General features: G+C 52.8%; 22 protein-coding genes. 11 read left to right on the top strand and 11 right to left on the bottom strand.

Annotation, left to right across the window (positions count from 1 at the left end):
- Positions 1–111: 111 nt before the first annotated feature.
- The 4 genes from HG15A2_RS19410 to HG15A2_RS19395 form a co-directional block, all read right to left on the bottom strand.
- Positions 112–1200 carry a DUF3179 domain-containing protein gene (locus tag HG15A2_RS19410; RefSeq protein WP_145062448.1) on the bottom strand — a complete coding sequence of 363 codons (1089 nt, stop codon included), beginning with the start codon at positions 1198–1200 and terminating at the stop codon, positions 112–114.
- Positions 1201–1276: 76 nt separating this feature from the next.
- Positions 1277–1459, bottom strand: coding sequence for a carbon storage regulator (locus HG15A2_RS19405; protein WP_145062446.1), 183 nt, complete (start codon positions 1457–1459; stop codon positions 1277–1279).
- Positions 1460–1496: 37 nt separating this feature from the next.
- The gene (locus HG15A2_RS19400) at positions 1497–2036 is read right to left on the bottom strand and encodes a hypothetical protein (protein ID WP_145062444.1); all 540 of its coding nucleotides are present in this window, start codon (positions 2034–2036) and stop codon (positions 1497–1499) included.
- 166 nt (positions 2037–2202) lie between these two features.
- Positions 2203–3054: a PP2C family protein-serine/threonine phosphatase gene (locus HG15A2_RS19395; protein ID WP_145062442.1), complete on the bottom strand. Its 852-nt coding sequence runs from the start codon at positions 3052–3054 to the stop codon at positions 2203–2205.
- Positions 3055–3442: 388 nt separating this feature from the next.
- Here HG15A2_RS19395 and HG15A2_RS19390 point away from each other — a divergent pair, with 388 nt between their 5' ends.
- The 11 genes from HG15A2_RS19390 (at position 3443) to HG15A2_RS19340 (ending at position 11769) form a co-directional block, all read left to right on the top strand.
- The gene (locus tag HG15A2_RS19390; protein ID WP_218932106.1) at positions 3443–3934 is read left to right on the top strand and encodes a DUF302 domain-containing protein; all 492 of its coding nucleotides are present in this window, start codon (positions 3443–3445) and stop codon (positions 3932–3934) included.
- 69 nt (positions 3935–4003) lie between these two features.
- Positions 4004–4765 (top strand): hypothetical protein, encoded by a 762-nt coding sequence (locus HG15A2_RS19385; protein ID WP_145062437.1) that lies wholly within the window; start codon positions 4004–4006, stop codon positions 4763–4765.
- A 318-nt stretch (positions 4766–5083) separates the two neighbouring features.
- Positions 5084–5857 (top strand): TVP38/TMEM64 family protein, encoded by a 774-nt coding sequence (locus HG15A2_RS19380; RefSeq protein ID WP_145062436.1) that lies wholly within the window; start codon positions 5084–5086, stop codon positions 5855–5857.
- A 44-nt stretch (positions 5858–5901) separates the two neighbouring features.
- Positions 5902–7413, top strand: a complete 1512-nt coding sequence (locus HG15A2_RS19375; RefSeq protein ID WP_145062434.1) for a mercuric reductase — start codon at positions 5902–5904, stop codon at positions 7411–7413.
- Positions 7414–7426: 13 nt separating this feature from the next.
- Positions 7427–7831, top strand: coding sequence for a hypothetical protein (locus HG15A2_RS19370; protein WP_145062432.1), 405 nt, complete (start codon positions 7427–7429; stop codon positions 7829–7831).
- 9 nt (positions 7832–7840) lie between these two features.
- Positions 7841–8062 (top strand): hypothetical protein, encoded by a 222-nt coding sequence (locus HG15A2_RS19365; protein WP_145062430.1) that lies wholly within the window; start codon positions 7841–7843, stop codon positions 8060–8062.
- A gap of 82 nt (positions 8063–8144) precedes the next feature.
- Entirely contained in the window at positions 8145–9323 is a 1179-nt protein-coding gene (locus tag HG15A2_RS19360) for an NAD(P)-dependent malic enzyme (RefSeq protein WP_145062428.1), read from the top strand.
- 62 nt (positions 9324–9385) lie between these two features.
- Positions 9386–10132, top strand: coding sequence for a flavodoxin family protein (locus HG15A2_RS19355; RefSeq protein WP_145062426.1), 747 nt, complete (start codon positions 9386–9388; stop codon positions 10130–10132).
- A gap of 70 nt (positions 10133–10202) precedes the next feature.
- The gene (locus HG15A2_RS19350; RefSeq protein ID WP_145062424.1) at positions 10203–11270 is read left to right on the top strand and encodes a CBASS cGAMP-activated phospholipase; all 1068 of its coding nucleotides are present in this window, start codon (positions 10203–10205) and stop codon (positions 11268–11270) included.
- A 32-nt stretch (positions 11271–11302) separates the two neighbouring features.
- Positions 11303–11590 carry an L-histidine N(alpha)-methyltransferase gene (locus HG15A2_RS19345; protein WP_145062423.1) on the top strand — a complete coding sequence of 96 codons (288 nt, stop codon included), beginning with the start codon at positions 11303–11305 and terminating at the stop codon, positions 11588–11590.
- 20 nt (positions 11591–11610) lie between these two features.
- Positions 11611–11769, top strand: a complete 159-nt coding sequence (locus tag HG15A2_RS19340) for a hypothetical protein (protein ID WP_145062421.1) — start codon at positions 11611–11613, stop codon at positions 11767–11769.
- Between the two features lie 200 nt (positions 11770–11969).
- Here HG15A2_RS19340 and HG15A2_RS19335 read toward each other — a convergent pair whose 3' ends face one another.
- From HG15A2_RS19335 to HG15A2_RS19310, 7 genes are all read right to left on the bottom strand, one after another.
- The gene (locus tag HG15A2_RS19335; RefSeq protein ID WP_218932105.1) at positions 11970–12266 is read right to left on the bottom strand and encodes a GlsB/YeaQ/YmgE family stress response membrane protein; all 297 of its coding nucleotides are present in this window, start codon (positions 12264–12266) and stop codon (positions 11970–11972) included.
- 115 nt (positions 12267–12381) lie between these two features.
- Positions 12382–12948: a PRC-barrel domain-containing protein gene (locus HG15A2_RS19330; RefSeq protein WP_145062419.1), complete on the bottom strand. Its 567-nt coding sequence runs from the start codon at positions 12946–12948 to the stop codon at positions 12382–12384.
- 119 nt (positions 12949–13067) lie between these two features.
- A complete protein-coding gene (locus HG15A2_RS19325; RefSeq protein WP_145062418.1) occupies positions 13068–13271 on the bottom strand; it encodes a CsbD family protein in 204 nt (67 codons plus the stop codon).
- A gap of 309 nt (positions 13272–13580) precedes the next feature.
- Positions 13581–13769, bottom strand: coding sequence for a hypothetical protein (locus tag HG15A2_RS19320; RefSeq protein WP_145062416.1), 189 nt, complete (start codon positions 13767–13769; stop codon positions 13581–13583).
- A gap of 252 nt (positions 13770–14021) precedes the next feature.
- Positions 14022–15020, bottom strand: a complete 999-nt coding sequence (locus HG15A2_RS19315; protein WP_145062414.1) for an NADP-dependent oxidoreductase — start codon at positions 15018–15020, stop codon at positions 14022–14024.
- Positions 15021–15078: 58 nt separating this feature from the next.
- Positions 15079–15213: a hypothetical protein gene (locus HG15A2_RS24860; protein ID WP_261342136.1), complete on the bottom strand. Its 135-nt coding sequence runs from the start codon at positions 15211–15213 to the stop codon at positions 15079–15081.
- Positions 15214–15315: 102 nt separating this feature from the next.
- Complete coding sequence (locus HG15A2_RS19310; RefSeq protein WP_145062412.1) at positions 15316–16611, bottom strand: DUF1002 domain-containing protein; 1296 nt, start codon at positions 16609–16611, stop codon at positions 15316–15318.
- Positions 16612–16686 lie beyond the last annotated feature (75 nt).

Raw genomic sequence — 16686 nt, 5'->3', positions numbered from 1 at the left:
TCCAGCAGAAGCAGCATTGGGCTCGAGTGATTGCCTAGCCACCTGTAGGCGACTAAGCGAAAGTACTTGGCGCTAAACGCAAGGCGGTTATCCCACTCACAAACCGTCTCGCTATCGTCCAACGATTTCAGTCTCGGGATGAAAGGCGTACCAGGCGAACCAAAGCGAGTACATCCATTGCACACCCTGATCGGCTTCCACTACCCGCATGCTTTTCGCGGCGTTGTTGTATTGAATGACAATCTTTTTGCCATCGACTATATCCTCCACTCGCTGACGACCTGGAGCGAAGTACGATTCCGGATAGGCTTTCGCAGTCGTATCCGTCCAAACGCCGAGGACTCGTGCTTTGGCCGGCAAGCGATTGTCCGTTTGCTTGACCGGAAACATTAGCCGTGGCGTGGAAAAGTAATCACCGTAGGGACTACGATTGTAGTTGCGTTGATGTCCTGTTTGAGAGGACAAGACCAACGAATTCGGATGTTGTGATAGCCATTCTTTCCACGTGGTAAGTTCCAGTGGTAAGGGCAACAGCCCAACTCTAGCACTCGGTCCGGTAATCCCTCGCGCCATGATCTGCGACCACAAACCCTCTGGCTGACCGCCACGGTCAAACATCAATACATTGCTGTTGTACAACAAACCTGAAACTCCGAATTCAAGTTCACCTTGCTCCGTGCGACGATTGAATGCGGTACAAGAATCACAGAGGGGGCAGTAGATCACGGCCACTGGCGTATCGCCAAAGCGATCGTTTACGATTTCATGGTAGTTGAGAATTTTCAGCGGGTAAGCTTTGGCCTGGTTTGCCACCACAACGCCAATCACTCGGTCCGCAGGTTGCAAATACGTAGCAGCCCTGGAAGTGATGAACTTCGGGTTAGTCAGGGCCGGGATCCCGTCTTTGGGAGGCCCGCCTGAATGCAGCTCGTTTTTGGGTACGATGCTTGCCGACAAATCGAATTCAGTCGTAGGACGCTGTCGCGCAAATTGCACCGTTTGCCGTTGTGGCAACAGACTGGATTGAGAAAACTCGGCGTTGTTGGGAAGAACTCGCTGCGTGCGAACTTCCTGGTAGGCCAAGGAGAGCATCCAGGCTGTGAGCGCAACAGCGGCAATACCGGCATACCCAAGAGACCGGCGATGGGTAACAAACCACACACGTCGGCATATTTTCGAAAAGTAGCTTAGAAGTGACATGGCTGCCCTCCGATTGTAGAATTCGCCATTTGGGATTTCGAGCGACGTAGGGAACAACCTGCACAAGCAACCTGTGCTAAGCCACCCGCTCCGCTGCTAACTTGTCCGAGATCTCCTGGCGATGCACAGCGATATGTACTGGCGCCTCAATGCCGAGTCGCACCTGCTTACCTTGCATCTTGAGAACGTGGACTATGATCGTTTCGCCATTGAAATCAATGACGATTCGTTCGCTGCACTTGCGAGAAAGAACTAGCATGCTGATATCTCCAATGGTCAAAATTCCAAGACGATTCTTAGTGCTCAAGGCGATGGCCACTAAGCCTTTCGCCCGTTGTCAGGACAGTATCCTCTTGAGGGGGCGCGGACGAAGCACGCGCCACCCCTATCATCACGAACCCGACAGTTAGTAGTTGCAGAGCGGGGATATCGACACTCGTCGCAATTGAGAATCCAAACCGCTGCCAGAAAAAGTTGCGCTGCCATTCACTGGCCTCTGGCCACCAGACGACGCCTTGATAGATCAGTAGTGTCAACAGCATCAACGTACCTGCGCCAAGCAAAATCATTCCAAGCTGAATGGGCGATTGGACCGCTAGGCGGCTTGAATTACTTGAGAGAAAAACCAAGGGAAGCAGGACGACGAACCATGCCAAATGGCAGCCGACCAATGCCTGTGTTGGAGGACCGCAGCCCCACGGACCGCAAACGGAATGGCCCCAATCGCCAGAGATCTGCGTGACTGCCAATGACGCGAGTAGCATGGTGGTCCAAGCAAGAAGCTTCAGACCGTTCTGAAATGTAATCACGCGATTGCCAATAGATTGAGTATTCACAATTCTACTCCCGCTAACGTTGGATACGCTCACTGATCAAATAGAAGCTGCTGCCTACAGTGCAATGCCACCGTGGGAAATTGGGTGACTCCTATTGGTCTGCCAAGCGAAGCTTCCATCTGTACGACGGATGGATCCAATCACGCTTACACCATTTCCGGAACAATCACTTGATTTCTACCGCGACGAGCGTTGTGTCGTATTGCAACGGCCCACCACAGTGTTTTTTTACCTGCTCAATAAGTTCATCCAGCATTTCAAACACACCTAAGCTCAGTGTGCTAGCAGCGATGGTGGCTAATCCCGACTGGCCTAGCGCTTGCCCGGCCGAATTGACATTCTGAGTGATGCCAGCTGCAAAGAAGAGTAGACGGTCGCCATTTTTAAGCCCGATCATTGTTTGAGAATCGCCATACAAGATGTCCGGCCCCCGACCGATCGAACTGTGTTGGCTGGCCAAGCGCTGTGCAAGTCCCTGGTTAGGGCGCAGCAGTAACCCACCTGGATGATCAGCACCGCTAAAACAAACGGTGCGTTGTGTGAGATCGATCCGGGTAGCCATAAACGAAGACCGAATATCTAGTTCATGGAAGTATTCATAGATAAACATGTTCAGAGAATGGACCATGTCTGCAGGGCCGAATAGGCCTTCAATCAGATGGCGTGCCTCACTACTAATTCGAGACGCCAGTAGAGCCGATGCGATTCCTCGCCCCTCCACATGACACATGGAGATATAGCACGCGAGCGGGTCATCCTGTGGAATACGCACCTGACAGTAGTCATTTCCAAGTGGCTCTACAGAAAGATGTCGAACGTCGACATCAATACTTTGATGACGGACGGCGATTGGCAAGAGGCTACGATGAACTCGCTCGGCAATCTCTTTTTCGTGATTCAAAGTGTGCCTCTCGTGAGACAGCTCTTGTCTTAACTCCGCAAGTTCTTCACGCAAGAAACTCACGAGTTCCGTCTCGGTCAATCCATCGGTCGTTTGTTTTTTTTCAACGCTCGTCATCTAGTCATGCTCCTTCTATGCCGGACTGAACCAACCTCCTTAGACCCACGAGTGCCGTAAGTTGTGGGCGTGTGCGGATGACAATACGATCAGCGTATCAGTACTGAAGATTGCCGTTCTGTGGGCAACGCCACATTGGGAATAAAATCGCTGCAAATCAGCCACGTGCCAGCAATGACGACTTAACTAATTTTGGCACTGGGGCTGCCCGGCAAAGTTTTTCCCAGTCCAAATGTAAGGATATGGCTTGCTGCTCGTCTTTCTTGTCAGATAGGCACGCGGATGTGACCGCCCCATCCGCGTCGGGCAACCCAAAGCGAACAGCGCAGCGTTGCGCATCGTAGCCATGTCAATTAGGGGCGAATTCAAGTCTAGAGGAGTTGTAGCGATGTTTACTAGAACGAAGATCGCGTTGGTTGTTGTGGGACTTACTGTTGCTCTCGGTGCATCGGCTTTTGCGCAGAGCGGAAAAAAAGGCGCGAGTACCTCCCCGAAAAGTGGCCCAGTTGTCGTGCCGGCCACTGGGTCGGTTGAGCAAACCGTTGCCGCTGTAAAGAAGATGGTTGCTGGGAATGGCATGATGGTCATGGGCGAGATCAATCAAGGAAAAGTACTCGCCATGACGGGACTCAAGCTGCAGTCGGAAACGCTGTTCGTCGGAAATCCGAATGTCGGCAAGCAGCTATTCACTGTCGAACCTGGCGCTGGTCTGGTCGTGCCTGTGCGGATCAACATCTACTCCGACCACCAGGGACGGACCCATGTAACCTACATCCCACCCTCACAGCAGCTCCATAAATTTGGGAATGCCAAGGTTGACAAAATCGGGATGATGCTGGACGAGAAACTGGCAAACATGACAGCGATGCTGAATCGATAGTTTAACCCCGGTATTTCCACTTTCCGTGCGATGGCTCCGGTGGAGCCATCGCACGATTAGGAGTCTAAGATGCGCAAGTTCCACAAAGAAGAGTTGATAGTGTCAGGCATGGTCTTGCTGCTAGCCGGGATCTCGCCGAATATCTTTCCAGCCGCCCAGGCTGGGCTTGCGACCATGCCTGTGCTCGCTCTTTGGTTGCTGCTTCCAGCCTCGCTGGCACTGGCGATAGTTACCTGCCTTGCAAGTTGGCGGGGCCACAGGCGACTTAGTAACCGCATACTTTCCGGAGCAGCAGCCGGTATCGTGGCCACCTTGGCTCTGGAGGCCGTACGGGCAACAAGTTTTCATGTGTTCGAGGGAATGCCTGGAGACCTACCTCGCCTTCTCGGTGTTCTCATGACCGACCGCTTCATGCTGGGCCCCTCGCTCTTATCGGATGTACTTGGTTGGACCTACCATTTCTGGAATGGTGCAGCTTTTGGAATCATCTTTGCCGTGCTGTTTGGCCGTGGTTCACTACGAAGCGCCGTTATCTATGGGGAATTGATCGGAGTCGGTTTTCTCCTGAGCCCGGCCGTCAACTCCCTCGGCGTGGGATTCATGGGGCTAGATATGCCGAAGATGCCCATCACCGTGGCATTGGCCCACTTGGCTTATGGCATCATCTTGGGAATCCTGTGCCGCCGCTGGATCCGTCACGGCGGGTGGCTTCTTCATGCCTCGCTGGATTCAAAGCGGAGCAGCGATACTGCTAGGCATGCTCAATCACAGCCTCCCCAAATAACTGCAAACAATCGTACGTGCGAGGTAGCCCATGCGGTCGATCGCTGACTTTAGTTACGTCCCGTTCAGAAATTGATTGCTATATGATCTTGTTCTACGACTGCGGTTTTCCAAGCTCATGGCAATCCCGCACCCGCTCCCGTGGATATTGCTAGTGGGCCTCGTCCTGTTTGCAAGGCCGGAAGCGACGAGAGTATACCGTATATTTCTCAGGGCAATACTCGTGATCGACGGCGTGTCCTTGCTCTTCGATACCCCTGTCGCGGTGAAATGGATCCAGGGCGGACGGAACGTAGCGGGTCGGAAAAGTTGATCAGCATTGGGCTGGTATGTTGACCAAACGAATACAAACATGGAGAGCGAAAGATGAAACACTCAAAAGGCATTTGGACAAAGGTCGGCGTGCTGTCGGTCGTAGTGGTGGCCATCGCAGTTGGTTACACGCAGTTTGGCGACTCGTTATCGCTCGGTAGCCTTGCAAGTCGAGAAGCTGAACTGCGGCTGTACCAAGTCGATAATCCCGTCCTCGTCTACGCGGTTGCTTTCCTGGTCTATGTGGTGATCACTGGATTGTCGTTGCCGGGAGCTGCCGGCTTGACCTTGCTATTCGGATGGTACTTCGGTTTTTGGCGTGGCGTAGTGCTGGTTAGCTTTGCCTCGACGACTGGAGCGACACTAGCGTTCTTCCTCAGCCGCTACTTATTTCGCGACACGATACAGCATCGCTTCGGGGATCGGTTAACCGCGTTCAACAAGGCGCTTGAGCGCGAGGGGGCTTTCTATCTGTTTACCTTGCGGCTCATTCCGGCAGTTCCCTTTTTCGTTGTCAATGCAGTCATGGGACTGACGCCGATTCCACCGCGATCGTACTGGTGGGTCAGCCAACTCGGCATGCTGCCCGGTACTGCAGTCTTCGTATACGCCGGATCAAGTGTTCCGAACCTGACGACGCTCGCCGACAAAGGAGCCAGTGGTATCCTGACTCCTCAACTGATCGCTGCCTTCGTGTTGCTGGGTGTTTTTCCACTGGTGGTAAAAAAGGCGATGCAGCGACTTCACCCCGCAGTCGCCCAGAACGAGAATGGCAAACTGTCGGCCGCGCCGAATTCCCAGACCACCCCCGTCGTATTATCGAAGTGATCGCCTGAAGCACATAAACACTCCGAATCAACCGAGAAAGCAAAATGACGCTAGTTCAATTACAACCCAATGACGAGCACAACCAGGCACTCGAAGCCAATGTGCATCCACCCGACTGGAGCAACCCGACTCCAGCCGGCCGCTACAACTTGGTCGTGATCGGGGCCGGAACTGCTGGTTTGGTTGCCGCTGCCGGTGCCGCCGGGCTGGGAGCGAAGGTCGCATTGATCGAACGCAGCTTGATGGGCGGTGATTGCCTGAATGTCGGTTGCGTTCCATCAAAGGGCGTGATCAGTGCGGCTCGGGTCGCCGCAACGGTGAAGCACGCCTCCGAATTCGGCGTTGAAGTTCCTGACAGAGTGAATATCAATTTCGCGAACGTCATGGAGCGAATGCGAAAGCTTCGTGCCCGCATTAGCCCAAACGATTCGGCAACACGATTCAGCGACCTTGGCATTGATGTCTACTTTGGTCAGGGCCGGTTTATTGACTCCAATAGCATTGATGTCGATGGCACGAAGCTCGAATTCAAACGAGCTGTCATTGCAACGGGAGCACGCGCGTCTGCTCCGCCAATTGCCGGACTGGACAGCGTCGAGTATCTGACGAATGAAAGCGTCTTTTCGCTGACGGAGTTGCCTCGGCGATTCGGTGTCATCGGGGCCGGACCCATCGGCTGTGAGATGGCCCAGTCGTTCGCACAGCTTGGCTCCGAAGTCTACCTCGTGGAGTCGGAGCACGGCATTTTACCGCGAGAAGATCGTGAAGCTGCCGAAATCGTTCGGAAGGCAATGGAGCAGGACGGCGTCAAGCTACTCTGCTGCGGACGCAACCTAGAGATCAAGAACGAAGGCGGTATTCGACTGACCGTCGAGTCGCATGGTCAGGAATACAACGAACCGATCGATGCATTGTTAGTCGCAGTTGGCCGAGCACCGAATGTTGAGAACCTGAACCTTGAAGGAGTCGGCGTGGACTTCGACAAGAAAGGTGTCAAAGTCAACGACCGGATGCAAACGACCAATCCGAACATCTTTGCGGCAGGCGACATCTGTTCGCCGTACCAGTTCACGCATGCTGCCGACTTCATGGCTCGTATCGTAATTCAGAACGCACTTTTCAAAGGACGCAAGAAGTCAAGCGCCCTGACGATTCCGTGGTGTACTTATACGTCTCCAGAAATTTCTCACGTCGGTCTCTATGAGCATGAGGCCGAAAAACAAGGCGTCGAGATCGAAACGTACGTGCAGCACTTCAGCGATGTTGACCGCGCGATCCTCGAAGGTGAGGACGAAGGCTTCGTGAAGATCCACACCAAGAAGGGCTCGGACCAAATCCTCGGAGCGACTATCGTGGCCCGCAACGCTGGCGACATGATTTCTGAAATCACGCTGGCAATGACACATGGCCTTGGTCTATCGAAGATCGGCAGCACAATTCATCCCTATCCGACTCAGGCCGAGGCAATCCGCAAGCTCGGCGATCAGCACAGTCGCACCCGGCTCACACCGCTTGTAAAGACAATGTTTAACAAATGGCTGGCGTGGACTCGCTAAGGAACACTCAATCATGAATGCCGAACAACAACGACTCATCGAAGATCGCGACGGGAAGAATCCTTGGCGCGCGTTTGGGCCCTACCTTAGCGAGCGCCAATGGGGAACGATGCGCGAAGACTATAGTGAGCACGGCGAGGCCTGGGAATACGTGAGCCACGAGGCGTCACGCAGTCGCGCTTACCGTTGGGGCGAGGATGGAATCGCGGGCTTCTGCGACGACAAGCAGCGACTTTGTCTGTCGCTCGCAATGTGGAACGGTAGAGACCCCGTTCTGAAAGAGCGAATGTTCGGGCTAACGGGAAACGAAGGTAATCATGGTGAAGATGTCAAGGAGGTCTACTATTACCTCGACGGCACGCCGACGAACTCCTATTTGAAAACGCTCTACAAATATCCACAGCGCGGGTTTCCGTAAGACGAACTGGTGTCGCGGAACCAGACGGGCAAGGATCAACCCGAAGTTGAGTTGATCGACACGGATGCTTTTGACGATGACCGCTACTTCGATGTCTTTGTTGAGTACGTGAAAGCGGATGCCGAGGATATTCATGTGAAGGTCACGGTTCACAACCGGGGGCCCGAGGCGACGGAGTCCGCGGGTTTCATAAAGGTCGCTGACTCCATGTTGGCCTACGGCGTTGTTTAGCCACATGCCATTGGCCGAGACTCAACCGATACATTCGATTTTGGCGAAATTGTAACCAGACTTGAGAAAGGACAAACCGACAATGGATTTCTTTGAGCGAAGTCTCCTTATCCACGAACAACTCCGTGGAAAAATTGGCGTCGTTGGAAAGATGCCGATAGCCAGCCGCGATGATCTGTCGCTGGCGTACACACCTGGTGTCGCACGCCCGTGCGAAGTCATCGCGAGTGATCAGAACAAGGCTCGTGAGTTGACGATCAAGCGAAACTCGGTTGCGGTAGTGACTGACGGATCGGCAGTGCTGGGACTCGGAAACATTGGCCCACACGCAGCCATCCCCGTGATGGAAGGCAAGTCGTTGCTGTTCAAGGAGTTCGCCAACATCGACGCATGGCCCATTTGCCTCGACACACAGGACGTTGACGAAATAGTCGCCACGGTGCGGCGAATTGCACCGGTTTTCGGCGGTATCAACCTGGAAGATATCTCGGCTCCACGTTGTTTTGCCGTCGAGCAGCAGTTGCAGGATATCGGCGTCCCCGTCTTTCACGATGATCAACACGGCACGGCGATTGTCCTGTTGGCCGCGCTACTCAACGCCGCAAAAGTACTCGAACGTGACATCACTCAAATGAAAGTCGTGATCAACGGCGCCGGTGCTGCCGGGACAGCGATCGCACGTCTATTGCGTTGTGTCGGCCACAGCCCGAATGTCTGCATCCCAGTTGACGATGTTGTCGTGTGTGACTCTAAAGGCGCGATTCACAACAGCCGTAGCGATTTGGCCAACTACAAGCACGAACTGCTTTCCTACACGAATCGCGAGAATCGCAGGGGGACGCTGCAAGATATGATCGACGGAGCCGATGTCTTTATTGGCGTCAGCAAAGGCAACTTGCTTTCTTCGGACGACGTCTCAACAATGGCCACAGACTCGATCGTTTTGGCAATGGCCAATCCAACACCGGAGATCATGCCGGACGATGCGAGACGCGGAGGCGCCGCAGTGGTCGGTACCGGGCGGAGTGACTTTCCCAATCAGATCAATAATGTGCTGGCATTTCCTGGCATCTTTCGTGGGGCGTTGGACGCAGGTGCCAGTGTAATTTCCGAAGAAATGAAAATAGCGGCAGCTCATGCTTTAGCCTCTGCGACGTCGAGGCCGTCTCCGGAACGTGTCTTGCCCGACCCATTGGATCGTAGTGTTGCACCTCGCGTAGCCGCAGCAGTCGCCGAGGCGGCACAAAGAAATGACAGCTAACCCCCGACTAGAACAACGACAAACTTTTTCCTCAAACTTGCGCAAATCGCCTGGAGACCAAAATGGAGCTCAACGAACAACAACAGCAAATGTGCTCGCAAAGCAAATGGGATTTTTCCGACCTGAGAGCTCTATTTCTGAATTGCACACTTAAGAAGTCGCCAGACAAATCACATACACAAGGTCTGATCGATATTTCCCAGACGATTCTGGAAGCCAATGGCGTTTCTGTTGAGGTACTGCGGCCCGTGGACTTTAGTTTAGCTTTCGGCGTCTACCCCGACATGACTGAGCAAGGTTGGGATCAAGACGAGTGGCCCCAGATTAACGAGAAAGTCAAAGCAGCGGACATCCTCGTAATCACGTCGCCGATTTGGCTGGGTGAAAAATCGTCGGTCTGTACTCAAGTGATTGAACGTCTCTACTCGTCGTCAGGTGATTTGAACGAGCAAGGCCAGTACGCCTACTACGGGCGCGTCGGTGGTTGCCTGATCACAGGCAATGAGGACGGTGCGAAGCACTGCTCGATGAACATTCTCTACTCGCTACAGCATCTCGGGTATGCGATTCCCCCTCAGGCGGACGCGGCATGGCTGGGTGAAGCAGGTCCCGGCCCGTCCTATCTCGATCCAGGTTCCGGCGGCCCTGAGAACGACTTCACCAACCGCAATACGACTTTCATGACTTGGAACCTCATGCATTTGGCTCGCATGATTAAGGACGCTGGGGGAATTCCCGCTCACGGCAACCAACGCTCTCAATGGGACGCCGGCTGCCGATTCGACTACGAGAACCCCGAACATCGGTAGATCGAGCATCTGTATTGCGAATTGAGTAGTCGGCAGTCAAACACCTGAATGTAACGCAAACGGAATCACAATGGCTCGTTTTCAAATCCTCTCCTTAATTGGCGGAGGCATCCGCGGCGCATTTATCACTTCCTACTTGAAGGAACTGGAACAAAAGCTCGGTCGCCCCATCGCAGAATCGTTCGACCTGATTGCCGGTACCTCAACGGGAGGGATCATTGCAGCCGGATTGGCTCTGGGGATGTCGGCCGAGCAAATGCATGACTTCTACGTCCGATATGGCGAGCAGATATTTACGCCCAGGCCACCTTACAAGGCAAAGCGGCTAATGCGATTTATCTTTCCCGTCGCGAATTGGGTTTTCCGGGAAAAAACTGGCAGCGGGTTGGACTCGGCATTCCGGGCTCGATACTGCCCACATGCCTTGCAGACCGCTTTCGATGAGGGTTTTGGAGATCGAACACTCAAGTCGGTTGAATTTACAAGGCTGATTATTCCTTCGGTCAATCTCAGCCGCGGAGAGCCTCACATATTCCGATCGCGGCATCTGCCCTTGGGAGTTCGCGACAGCAACTTGAAAGTTTCCGACGTAGTGATCGCAGCGACAGCAGCGCCTACGTATTTTCCACATCGACAGATTCGCGACGAGGCGTTTGTAGACGGAGGTGTTTGGGCTGCCGACCCAAGTATGCTGGCGTTTTCCGAAACCATGCGGATTCAGCAATTCTGCACGCGTGAAGGCATGGATCCAGCGTACAGCACCAAAGAGGTTCATCTACTTTCGATTGGCACGGGCCGAGCTCAATACTCACTAGAACCACCCGGCGCAGACGCGGGCGTGTTGTTTTGGGCACCGCGAGTTGCCGATTTGATGAGTACCTCACAAGTCCAAGGGCTTCACTTGCCGTTGAAGTACTTGCTGGGAGACCGCTACCGACACGTCAACTTTCCGATGGAACGCCAGTGGGGTCTCGCCGAAGTCGAAAATATTCCAGCGCTGTTCGCCATGGGTGAAAAGCGTGCTGAAGAAACCTTTGACTGGGTAAGCGATTCCTTCCTGCAACATCATCGAGATCAATTTGTCCCCTTCGATTCCGATGAAGACGCCATTGACCTTGATGAGTTTGGTTTCGATTAGCCTGTGCCACCAGAAATCTCCGAGACGATATCATGATTGAGCAGACTCTAGCCACCGAAGATTTCCTTGCAGAGGCCACCGAGGGAGTGGCGCGAAAAAAGGAATTGCTTTGCAAGTACTTCTATGACGAAAAGGGCTCGCAACTATTTGATAAGATCGGTGAACTCGACGAGTACTACTTGACTCGCACCGAACTCGGGATCATGAGTACCAATGCCGTCGAAAGTGCAGAGCAGCTAGATCGAAACGTGAAGTTGGTTGAATACGGCAGCGGCAGTTCGATAAAGACACGACTCTTGCTCGAAGTGCTGGAGACCTGATTTCCGAAGTGACGTTGGCGATGACCAACAAGCTCGGCCTTGGCAAGATTGCGAGCACCATCCATCCCTATCCGACGCAGGCCGAGGCAATCCGCAAGCTCGGCGATCAGTACAACCGCACCCGGCTCACACCGCTCGTAAAGTCAATGTTTCACAAATGGCTGGCGTGGACTCGCTAAGAAATACTCAATCATGAATGCCGAACAACAACGAATCCTCGAAGATCGCGACGGGAAGAATCCTTGGCGCGCGTTTGGGCCCTATCTCAGCTTGCTGTTCAGACTTGCCTTGCTCCAGCGCGCTCTTTTTCACGTGCTCATATTGTCGTTTATCCTTCGCCGTCCATTCAGGCGTGGCTTTTATCTTTAAAAAGGACGACTCAGTCCTCGCGGGATTCGAAGTCCCCACGAGAGTTAATCTGGCGGTGAGTGAACCAGCGGAGGGCCCACAACATAACTAACCCGCCGAGGATAGCCCCGATGAATCCTGACGGCTGTATGCCGACTTCTTCAGAACCGAACAACAGGTACCAGATCATGCCCCCCGTGAAAGATCCGCCCACCCCGACAGCAATCGTAGGCAGGCAACCTTGCACATTGTCGTTGGGAGACAGTGCGCGGACAATCGCTCCGACGATCAGCCCAAACACACACCACCCGATAATGTTGCCAATCATAAATGCAATACTTCCAATCGTTGGAAAAATGCCGCGGGCTACCCAAATTGAGTAACCCGCGGTGGAATCGAAATAATGTAGCTCGCATCAAACACGAAGCGTGCTAGTACCGTGGTTAGTTGTCGTCGTTGTTATTAAGCTGGCGGTGACGCTCCACTTGCATCTTCTTGCGATCAACGCCGTAACGCTTATCGAACTGCATTGCGAAGCTCTTGTCCGCAAAATTAGGCCAGTTGTCCTGGTTGAACCCCTGAGCACCTTCCAGTTTCTGCTGGGTCACGTCGAGCGTTAGCATGGTCTCGTCGCGGTCATCCGGATCGGTGCGGGTCTTAAAGGCTTCAAAAGGTACGGCGAACATCTTGTCGCCCATCCCTAAGAATCCACCATAAGTTACCGCAGCGTAGGCGATTTTTCCTTTGTGACAGTCGAGCACGATATCGTTAATCTCACCCAGGCTTTCACCGTTAGGTGTGTAGATATTCATGCCGGTTAGCTGGCTCGCACGAACCATATTGCCCTGCATTTTCTTATCCACCTTGTTGCCATCCAGCCGATTTGTGTTGCGCTGCTTGACATTACGCTCGTTGAGAGTCGCATTGCCCTGGGCTATCACACTTCCGACAGCTAGCAATGTGCAGAGTCCTAATGCGATTCCACCGGGAAGTAGGTTCGAAATTGTCATCTTTGATTCCTTCTACTTAAATAGCTAATTCGTCTTCATCCGCAGGAACATCCCGCGATAGGGTAGCCGAGACGTTTTAGCCGGCGGCCAGATAGCCGCCACGCATGTCGTCAAACCATTCAGCAATTACAAGAGCTTTCAAACTGTGAAACTTGCTTCTCAGCTTCTTCCTTGGCGATGCCATATTTCTCTTGGACTTTACCAACAAGTTGATCACGGTTGCCGGCAATTTGGTCCACCTCGTCGTCAGTCAGGTCGCCCCATTTTTCTTTCACTTGTCCTTTTGCTTGTTTCCATTTGCCTTCGATTTGGTCCCAATTCATAGCTTTCTCCTTAGGTTTCATATTGCAAGTCGGTCCTGCCCTCTAGTACATCTCTCTACTTGATATAGTCAGCAACCCTTGTGCCAAGTAGGTAATTGCTCCCATACACGGGCTATCCTGCTGTTAGTCAATAATCTTTTCGATGTAGACGGTGGCTTGTAATGAACGACGGGAAACCAGAGTGGTGCCTAGACAATCAACTTCCCGCTTTCGTCTCACCGTTAATAAGGCACGCGCAAGAAAAAAGTGGCGAAGCCGGGGGCTTCGCCACAGTGAATGAGTTTACTATTGAGACGGCGGGCAATACTGCTAGTTATCCTCTGTCTCGACATCGATATCACCATTGTCTGGATCGCGATCAATTTCCACTTCGCCATCAGGCGTTTCAACGTCTAAGACTTCCCTTTCGTTATCGCAACCAGCTAGGGAAATCGAGAGAGCGGCAAAAAGTGCGAACGCTATGCTACTGATGCCGAACTTCGCTAAAAGAGTTTTCATGATGGTTCTCTAGGTAATGTTTGGCAGTGGGAAACAAAAAGCGACGCCAGGAAGCAACTGTCTCGGCACAGCGCCTCCTGACATCGCAGGTTTGCAGTCTAGGACTGCAAGCTCAAGCTACAACAAGTTTCCGTAGGTCAGGCGGAAATACGGAACCTGCTGCAATCAAGAGCCAAGTCTCTCTAAAACCTTGAATCTCGTAAGAGCAAGTTGGATGCCAATTCTCTGGTCCTGGAGTTCTCGAGGGATTAATCAGACTTTTACCAGGGCTTTTCCGAGCTTTTCCCCACTAAGCAAATTAATGAACGCTTGTGGGGCATTCTCCAGGCCTTCGGTGATGGTTTCTTTCCAGACAATCTGGTCAGACTGAATCCAGCTCTGCATGGCTTTGACGAACTCATCTTTCAAGTCCATGTGGTCTCGAACGATAAATCCTTCCATCCGAATACGCTTGCCAATTATTTTGAACAGATTGTTTGGCCCAGGTTCGGGGTCTTGTTCGTTGTAGGTCGAAATCATTCCGCAGCAAACGATTCTGCCTCGGTCGTTCATATTGTCGATAGCGCCCTGCAAATGATCTCCGCCAACGTTATCGAAGTAGAGATCAATCCCGTCAGGAGATAGCTCAGCGATTTCCTGAGAAATGTTATTGGTCTCGTGATAGTTGAAGGCTTTATCCACGCCGGCATTCTCTTTCAGCCAGGCAATTTTTCCCGTCGATCCAGCACTACCGATAACGAAACATCCCTTAGCTTTAGCTATTTGACAGACAATCGACCCCACAGCACCAGAGGCCGCAGAAACAAATACCCGCTCTCCGTCTTGAAGATTTCCGACTTGAGTGAGCCCCACATAGGCTGTCATGCCGGTCATTCCGAGTACACTTAGATAAGCTTGCGGGGGAGCTGCTGAAGAATCAATTTTCATGACTCCCTCACCATCGGAGATCCAGCATTCACGCCAGCCTTGGTTGCCCAGAACGTAGTCACCTTCCTGAAAATCAGGGTTGTTCGAGCTTTCAACCTTGCCTAAGCAGCCGCCCTCCATGGGCTGATTGAGTTCGAACGGTTCAACGTAGCTCTCGCCCTCTCGCATGCGTCCGCGCATATAGGGATCAACGGAGAACCATTCGTTGCGAACGAGGAATTCGCCCTTGCCCACATTAGGCAAGGTTGCCTCAGTCAGCACAAAATTGTTCTCTTTGGGAATCCCTTGAGGGCGAGACTGCAAATGGACTTCACGACTTTTCATATCAGCAACGAGCAATTTTGAGCTTGGCTTCGGTTCATCTCAGTTCTTAAGAATGTTTTCATAGACGTCCCGTGAGTAGCATGACAATCAGTACCAACAGCAATATTCCGCCGAGGCCGCCTACCGCGGCACTCTTCATGATGGCGGCGACAATGAGAATCAGTACGATGAGGCCAATAATTCCGAAACGCATGAGAAAACTTTCGTGTTGAAGTTGATTGCGACGCACTTATCCGCGGTTTGCATACATCGTCACAAGAGGGGTGTGCTTTGTTACTGTAGGATATTGGTCAGGCTAACTTCTCGATTCTAAACGCGGGTTATGGTGAATTTCCGCATACAACGTTCGGGAGGTTTCGGCACCCAGCCAACCTCCTAAAATACTCACTGCTAGACCAAGGGCACCGGCGATGAATTCGATCCAGAGTATGGATTGGGCGTAGGTGGAAGCGGCCTCAGCGGCCTCGGATACTTGAGTTTGGTATTCTTCAATTTTGCGCGACACGTCCGCATTCACGCCATCGACGATGTCATTCACCTGGCGCGTTGTAAGATTGGTATTATTCACCAGTACATCCTTTGCACTCTGCAAATTCCCGTTGAACAACCTGATGCTGACTCTGCGAAGCGTCTCGGGTGTTAGTCCTTCAAGGGCCTGGGATACGTCGGATTGAGAAACTTCAGCACCACCCCGAGCATCCAAATCTGCTATGAAATCTGCAGTTCGGCGGTTTATCGAATTCGCCACATCGCCAGTTAATTCCGTCTTGTTTTCGTCGGTACCCAGCTGCTCCTCAAATTGATTCGATATGCCTTCCACGATTTCTCGAATTTCAGCAGTGGAGAGATCCGTTTTATCGGCAAGTGATTCTCGTGCGGCAGTTATCTCGCCCTGCACTAGCAAGGTGGCAATTTCTTGGACGTCATCCGCACTGAGCGACTCTATGGCGCTCTCTACTTCCTCAGAATCGACCTCCACGCCACCCTCGGCTTCATATTCAGCGACCACCGAGGCGGCTCGTCGCTTGAGCCTGGCTTGAATGTTGTCTCCCAAGGGGGTATCAGCGGCATCTACTACGGCTGCGCCAGCATTGAACACCCCACTAGCTGCCCCCGAAGCAGTCGTTGCAACGACGCTTGTCGTTGTTTCAACAGCACTGTAACCAGTCTGCAGCAAGCCCTTTATGCCGTAGTAGCCGAGCACCATGCCCACGGTAGTTGCGACCCCCCAGAGGACAAAACCGTGGAGCATACCAACGGTATCATCAACTTTCCCGCTCAAACGGGCCGCCAACATAGAGCTAACGAAATAGGCAATTAGCGCAGTGAGAACCAGCCATACCACAGTCCCGATGAGCATTCCCTGTCCCACGGCTTCTCCATCAGTAACGTCAGCAATACTCACACCGAGGGCGAGCCCCAAGAGCCCGAGCAGCCAACTCAGGGCCAGCATGCAAGCCAGCCCGCCGAGGATAGCGCCCCAACTTAGAAGCGGGGGGCGGTCGAGATTCGTAACGACCTCCTCGTGGTCGGCGGCAACGGCGTGTCCGTGTTCGTGAGAGGAATGTTCGTCGTGGTGGCTTTCAATCATGGAAAATTTAGCGGGGTCGAGGTTGAGAAATGGAAGGTCCAGACAAATTGCTGTGAAAGAGATGCTTGCAAATGC

It is taken from the genome of Adhaeretor mobilis, from assembly GCF_007741515.1.
Taxonomy (GTDB): Bacteria; Planctomycetota; Planctomycetia; order Pirellulales; family Lacipirellulaceae; genus Adhaeretor; species Adhaeretor mobilis.
This window is presented reverse-complemented; position numbering and strand designations above follow the sequence as displayed.

Bases quoted from the DNA above. Each gene is read 5' to 3' on its own strand.
- HG15A2_RS19410 (WP_145062448.1), bottom strand. From the start codon at position 1,200: ATGTCACTTCTAAGCTACTTTTCGAAAATATGCCGACGTGTGTGGTTT.
- HG15A2_RS19405 (WP_145062446.1), bottom strand. From the start codon at position 1,459: ATGCTAGTTCTTTCTCGCAAGTGCAGCGAACGAATCGTCATTGATTTC.
- HG15A2_RS19395 (WP_145062442.1), bottom strand. From the start codon at position 3,054: ATGACGAGCGTTGAAAAAAAACAAACGACCGATGGATTGACCGAGACG.
- HG15A2_RS19390 (WP_218932106.1), top strand. From the start codon at position 3,443: ATGTTTACTAGAACGAAGATCGCGTTGGTTGTTGTGGGACTTACTGTT.
- HG15A2_RS19385 (WP_145062437.1), top strand. From the start codon at position 4,004: ATGCGCAAGTTCCACAAAGAAGAGTTGATAGTGTCAGGCATGGTCTTG.
- HG15A2_RS19380 (WP_145062436.1), top strand. From the start codon at position 5,084: ATGAAACACTCAAAAGGCATTTGGACAAAGGTCGGCGTGCTGTCGGTC.
- HG15A2_RS19375 (WP_145062434.1), top strand. From the start codon at position 5,902: ATGACGCTAGTTCAATTACAACCCAATGACGAGCACAACCAGGCACTC.
- HG15A2_RS19370 (WP_145062432.1), top strand. From the start codon at position 7,427: ATGAATGCCGAACAACAACGACTCATCGAAGATCGCGACGGGAAGAAT.
- HG15A2_RS19360 (WP_145062428.1), top strand. From the start codon at position 8,145: ATGGATTTCTTTGAGCGAAGTCTCCTTATCCACGAACAACTCCGTGGA.
- HG15A2_RS19355 (WP_145062426.1), top strand. From the start codon at position 9,386: ATGGAGCTCAACGAACAACAACAGCAAATGTGCTCGCAAAGCAAATGG.
- HG15A2_RS19350 (WP_145062424.1), top strand. From the start codon at position 10,203: ATGGCTCGTTTTCAAATCCTCTCCTTAATTGGCGGAGGCATCCGCGGC.
- HG15A2_RS19345 (WP_145062423.1), top strand. From the start codon at position 11,303: ATGATTGAGCAGACTCTAGCCACCGAAGATTTCCTTGCAGAGGCCACC.
- HG15A2_RS19340 (WP_145062421.1), top strand. From the start codon at position 11,611: ATGACCAACAAGCTCGGCCTTGGCAAGATTGCGAGCACCATCCATCCC.
- HG15A2_RS19335 (WP_218932105.1), bottom strand. From the start codon at position 12,266: ATGATTGGCAACATTATCGGGTGGTGTGTGTTTGGGCTGATCGTCGGA.
- HG15A2_RS19330 (WP_145062419.1), bottom strand. From the start codon at position 12,948: ATGACAATTTCGAACCTACTTCCCGGTGGAATCGCATTAGGACTCTGC.
- HG15A2_RS19325 (WP_145062418.1), bottom strand. From the start codon at position 13,271: ATGAATTGGGACCAAATCGAAGGCAAATGGAAACAAGCAAAAGGACAA.
- HG15A2_RS19320 (WP_145062416.1), bottom strand. From the start codon at position 13,769: ATGAAAACTCTTTTAGCGAAGTTCGGCATCAGTAGCATAGCGTTCGCA.
- HG15A2_RS19315 (WP_145062414.1), bottom strand. From the start codon at position 15,020: ATGAAAAGTCGTGAAGTCCATTTGCAGTCTCGCCCTCAAGGGATTCCC.
- HG15A2_RS24860 (WP_261342136.1), bottom strand. From the start codon at position 15,213: ATGCGTTTCGGAATTATTGGCCTCATCGTACTGATTCTCATTGTCGCC.
- HG15A2_RS19310 (WP_145062412.1), bottom strand. From the start codon at position 16,611: ATGATTGAAAGCCACCACGACGAACATTCCTCTCACGAACACGGACAC.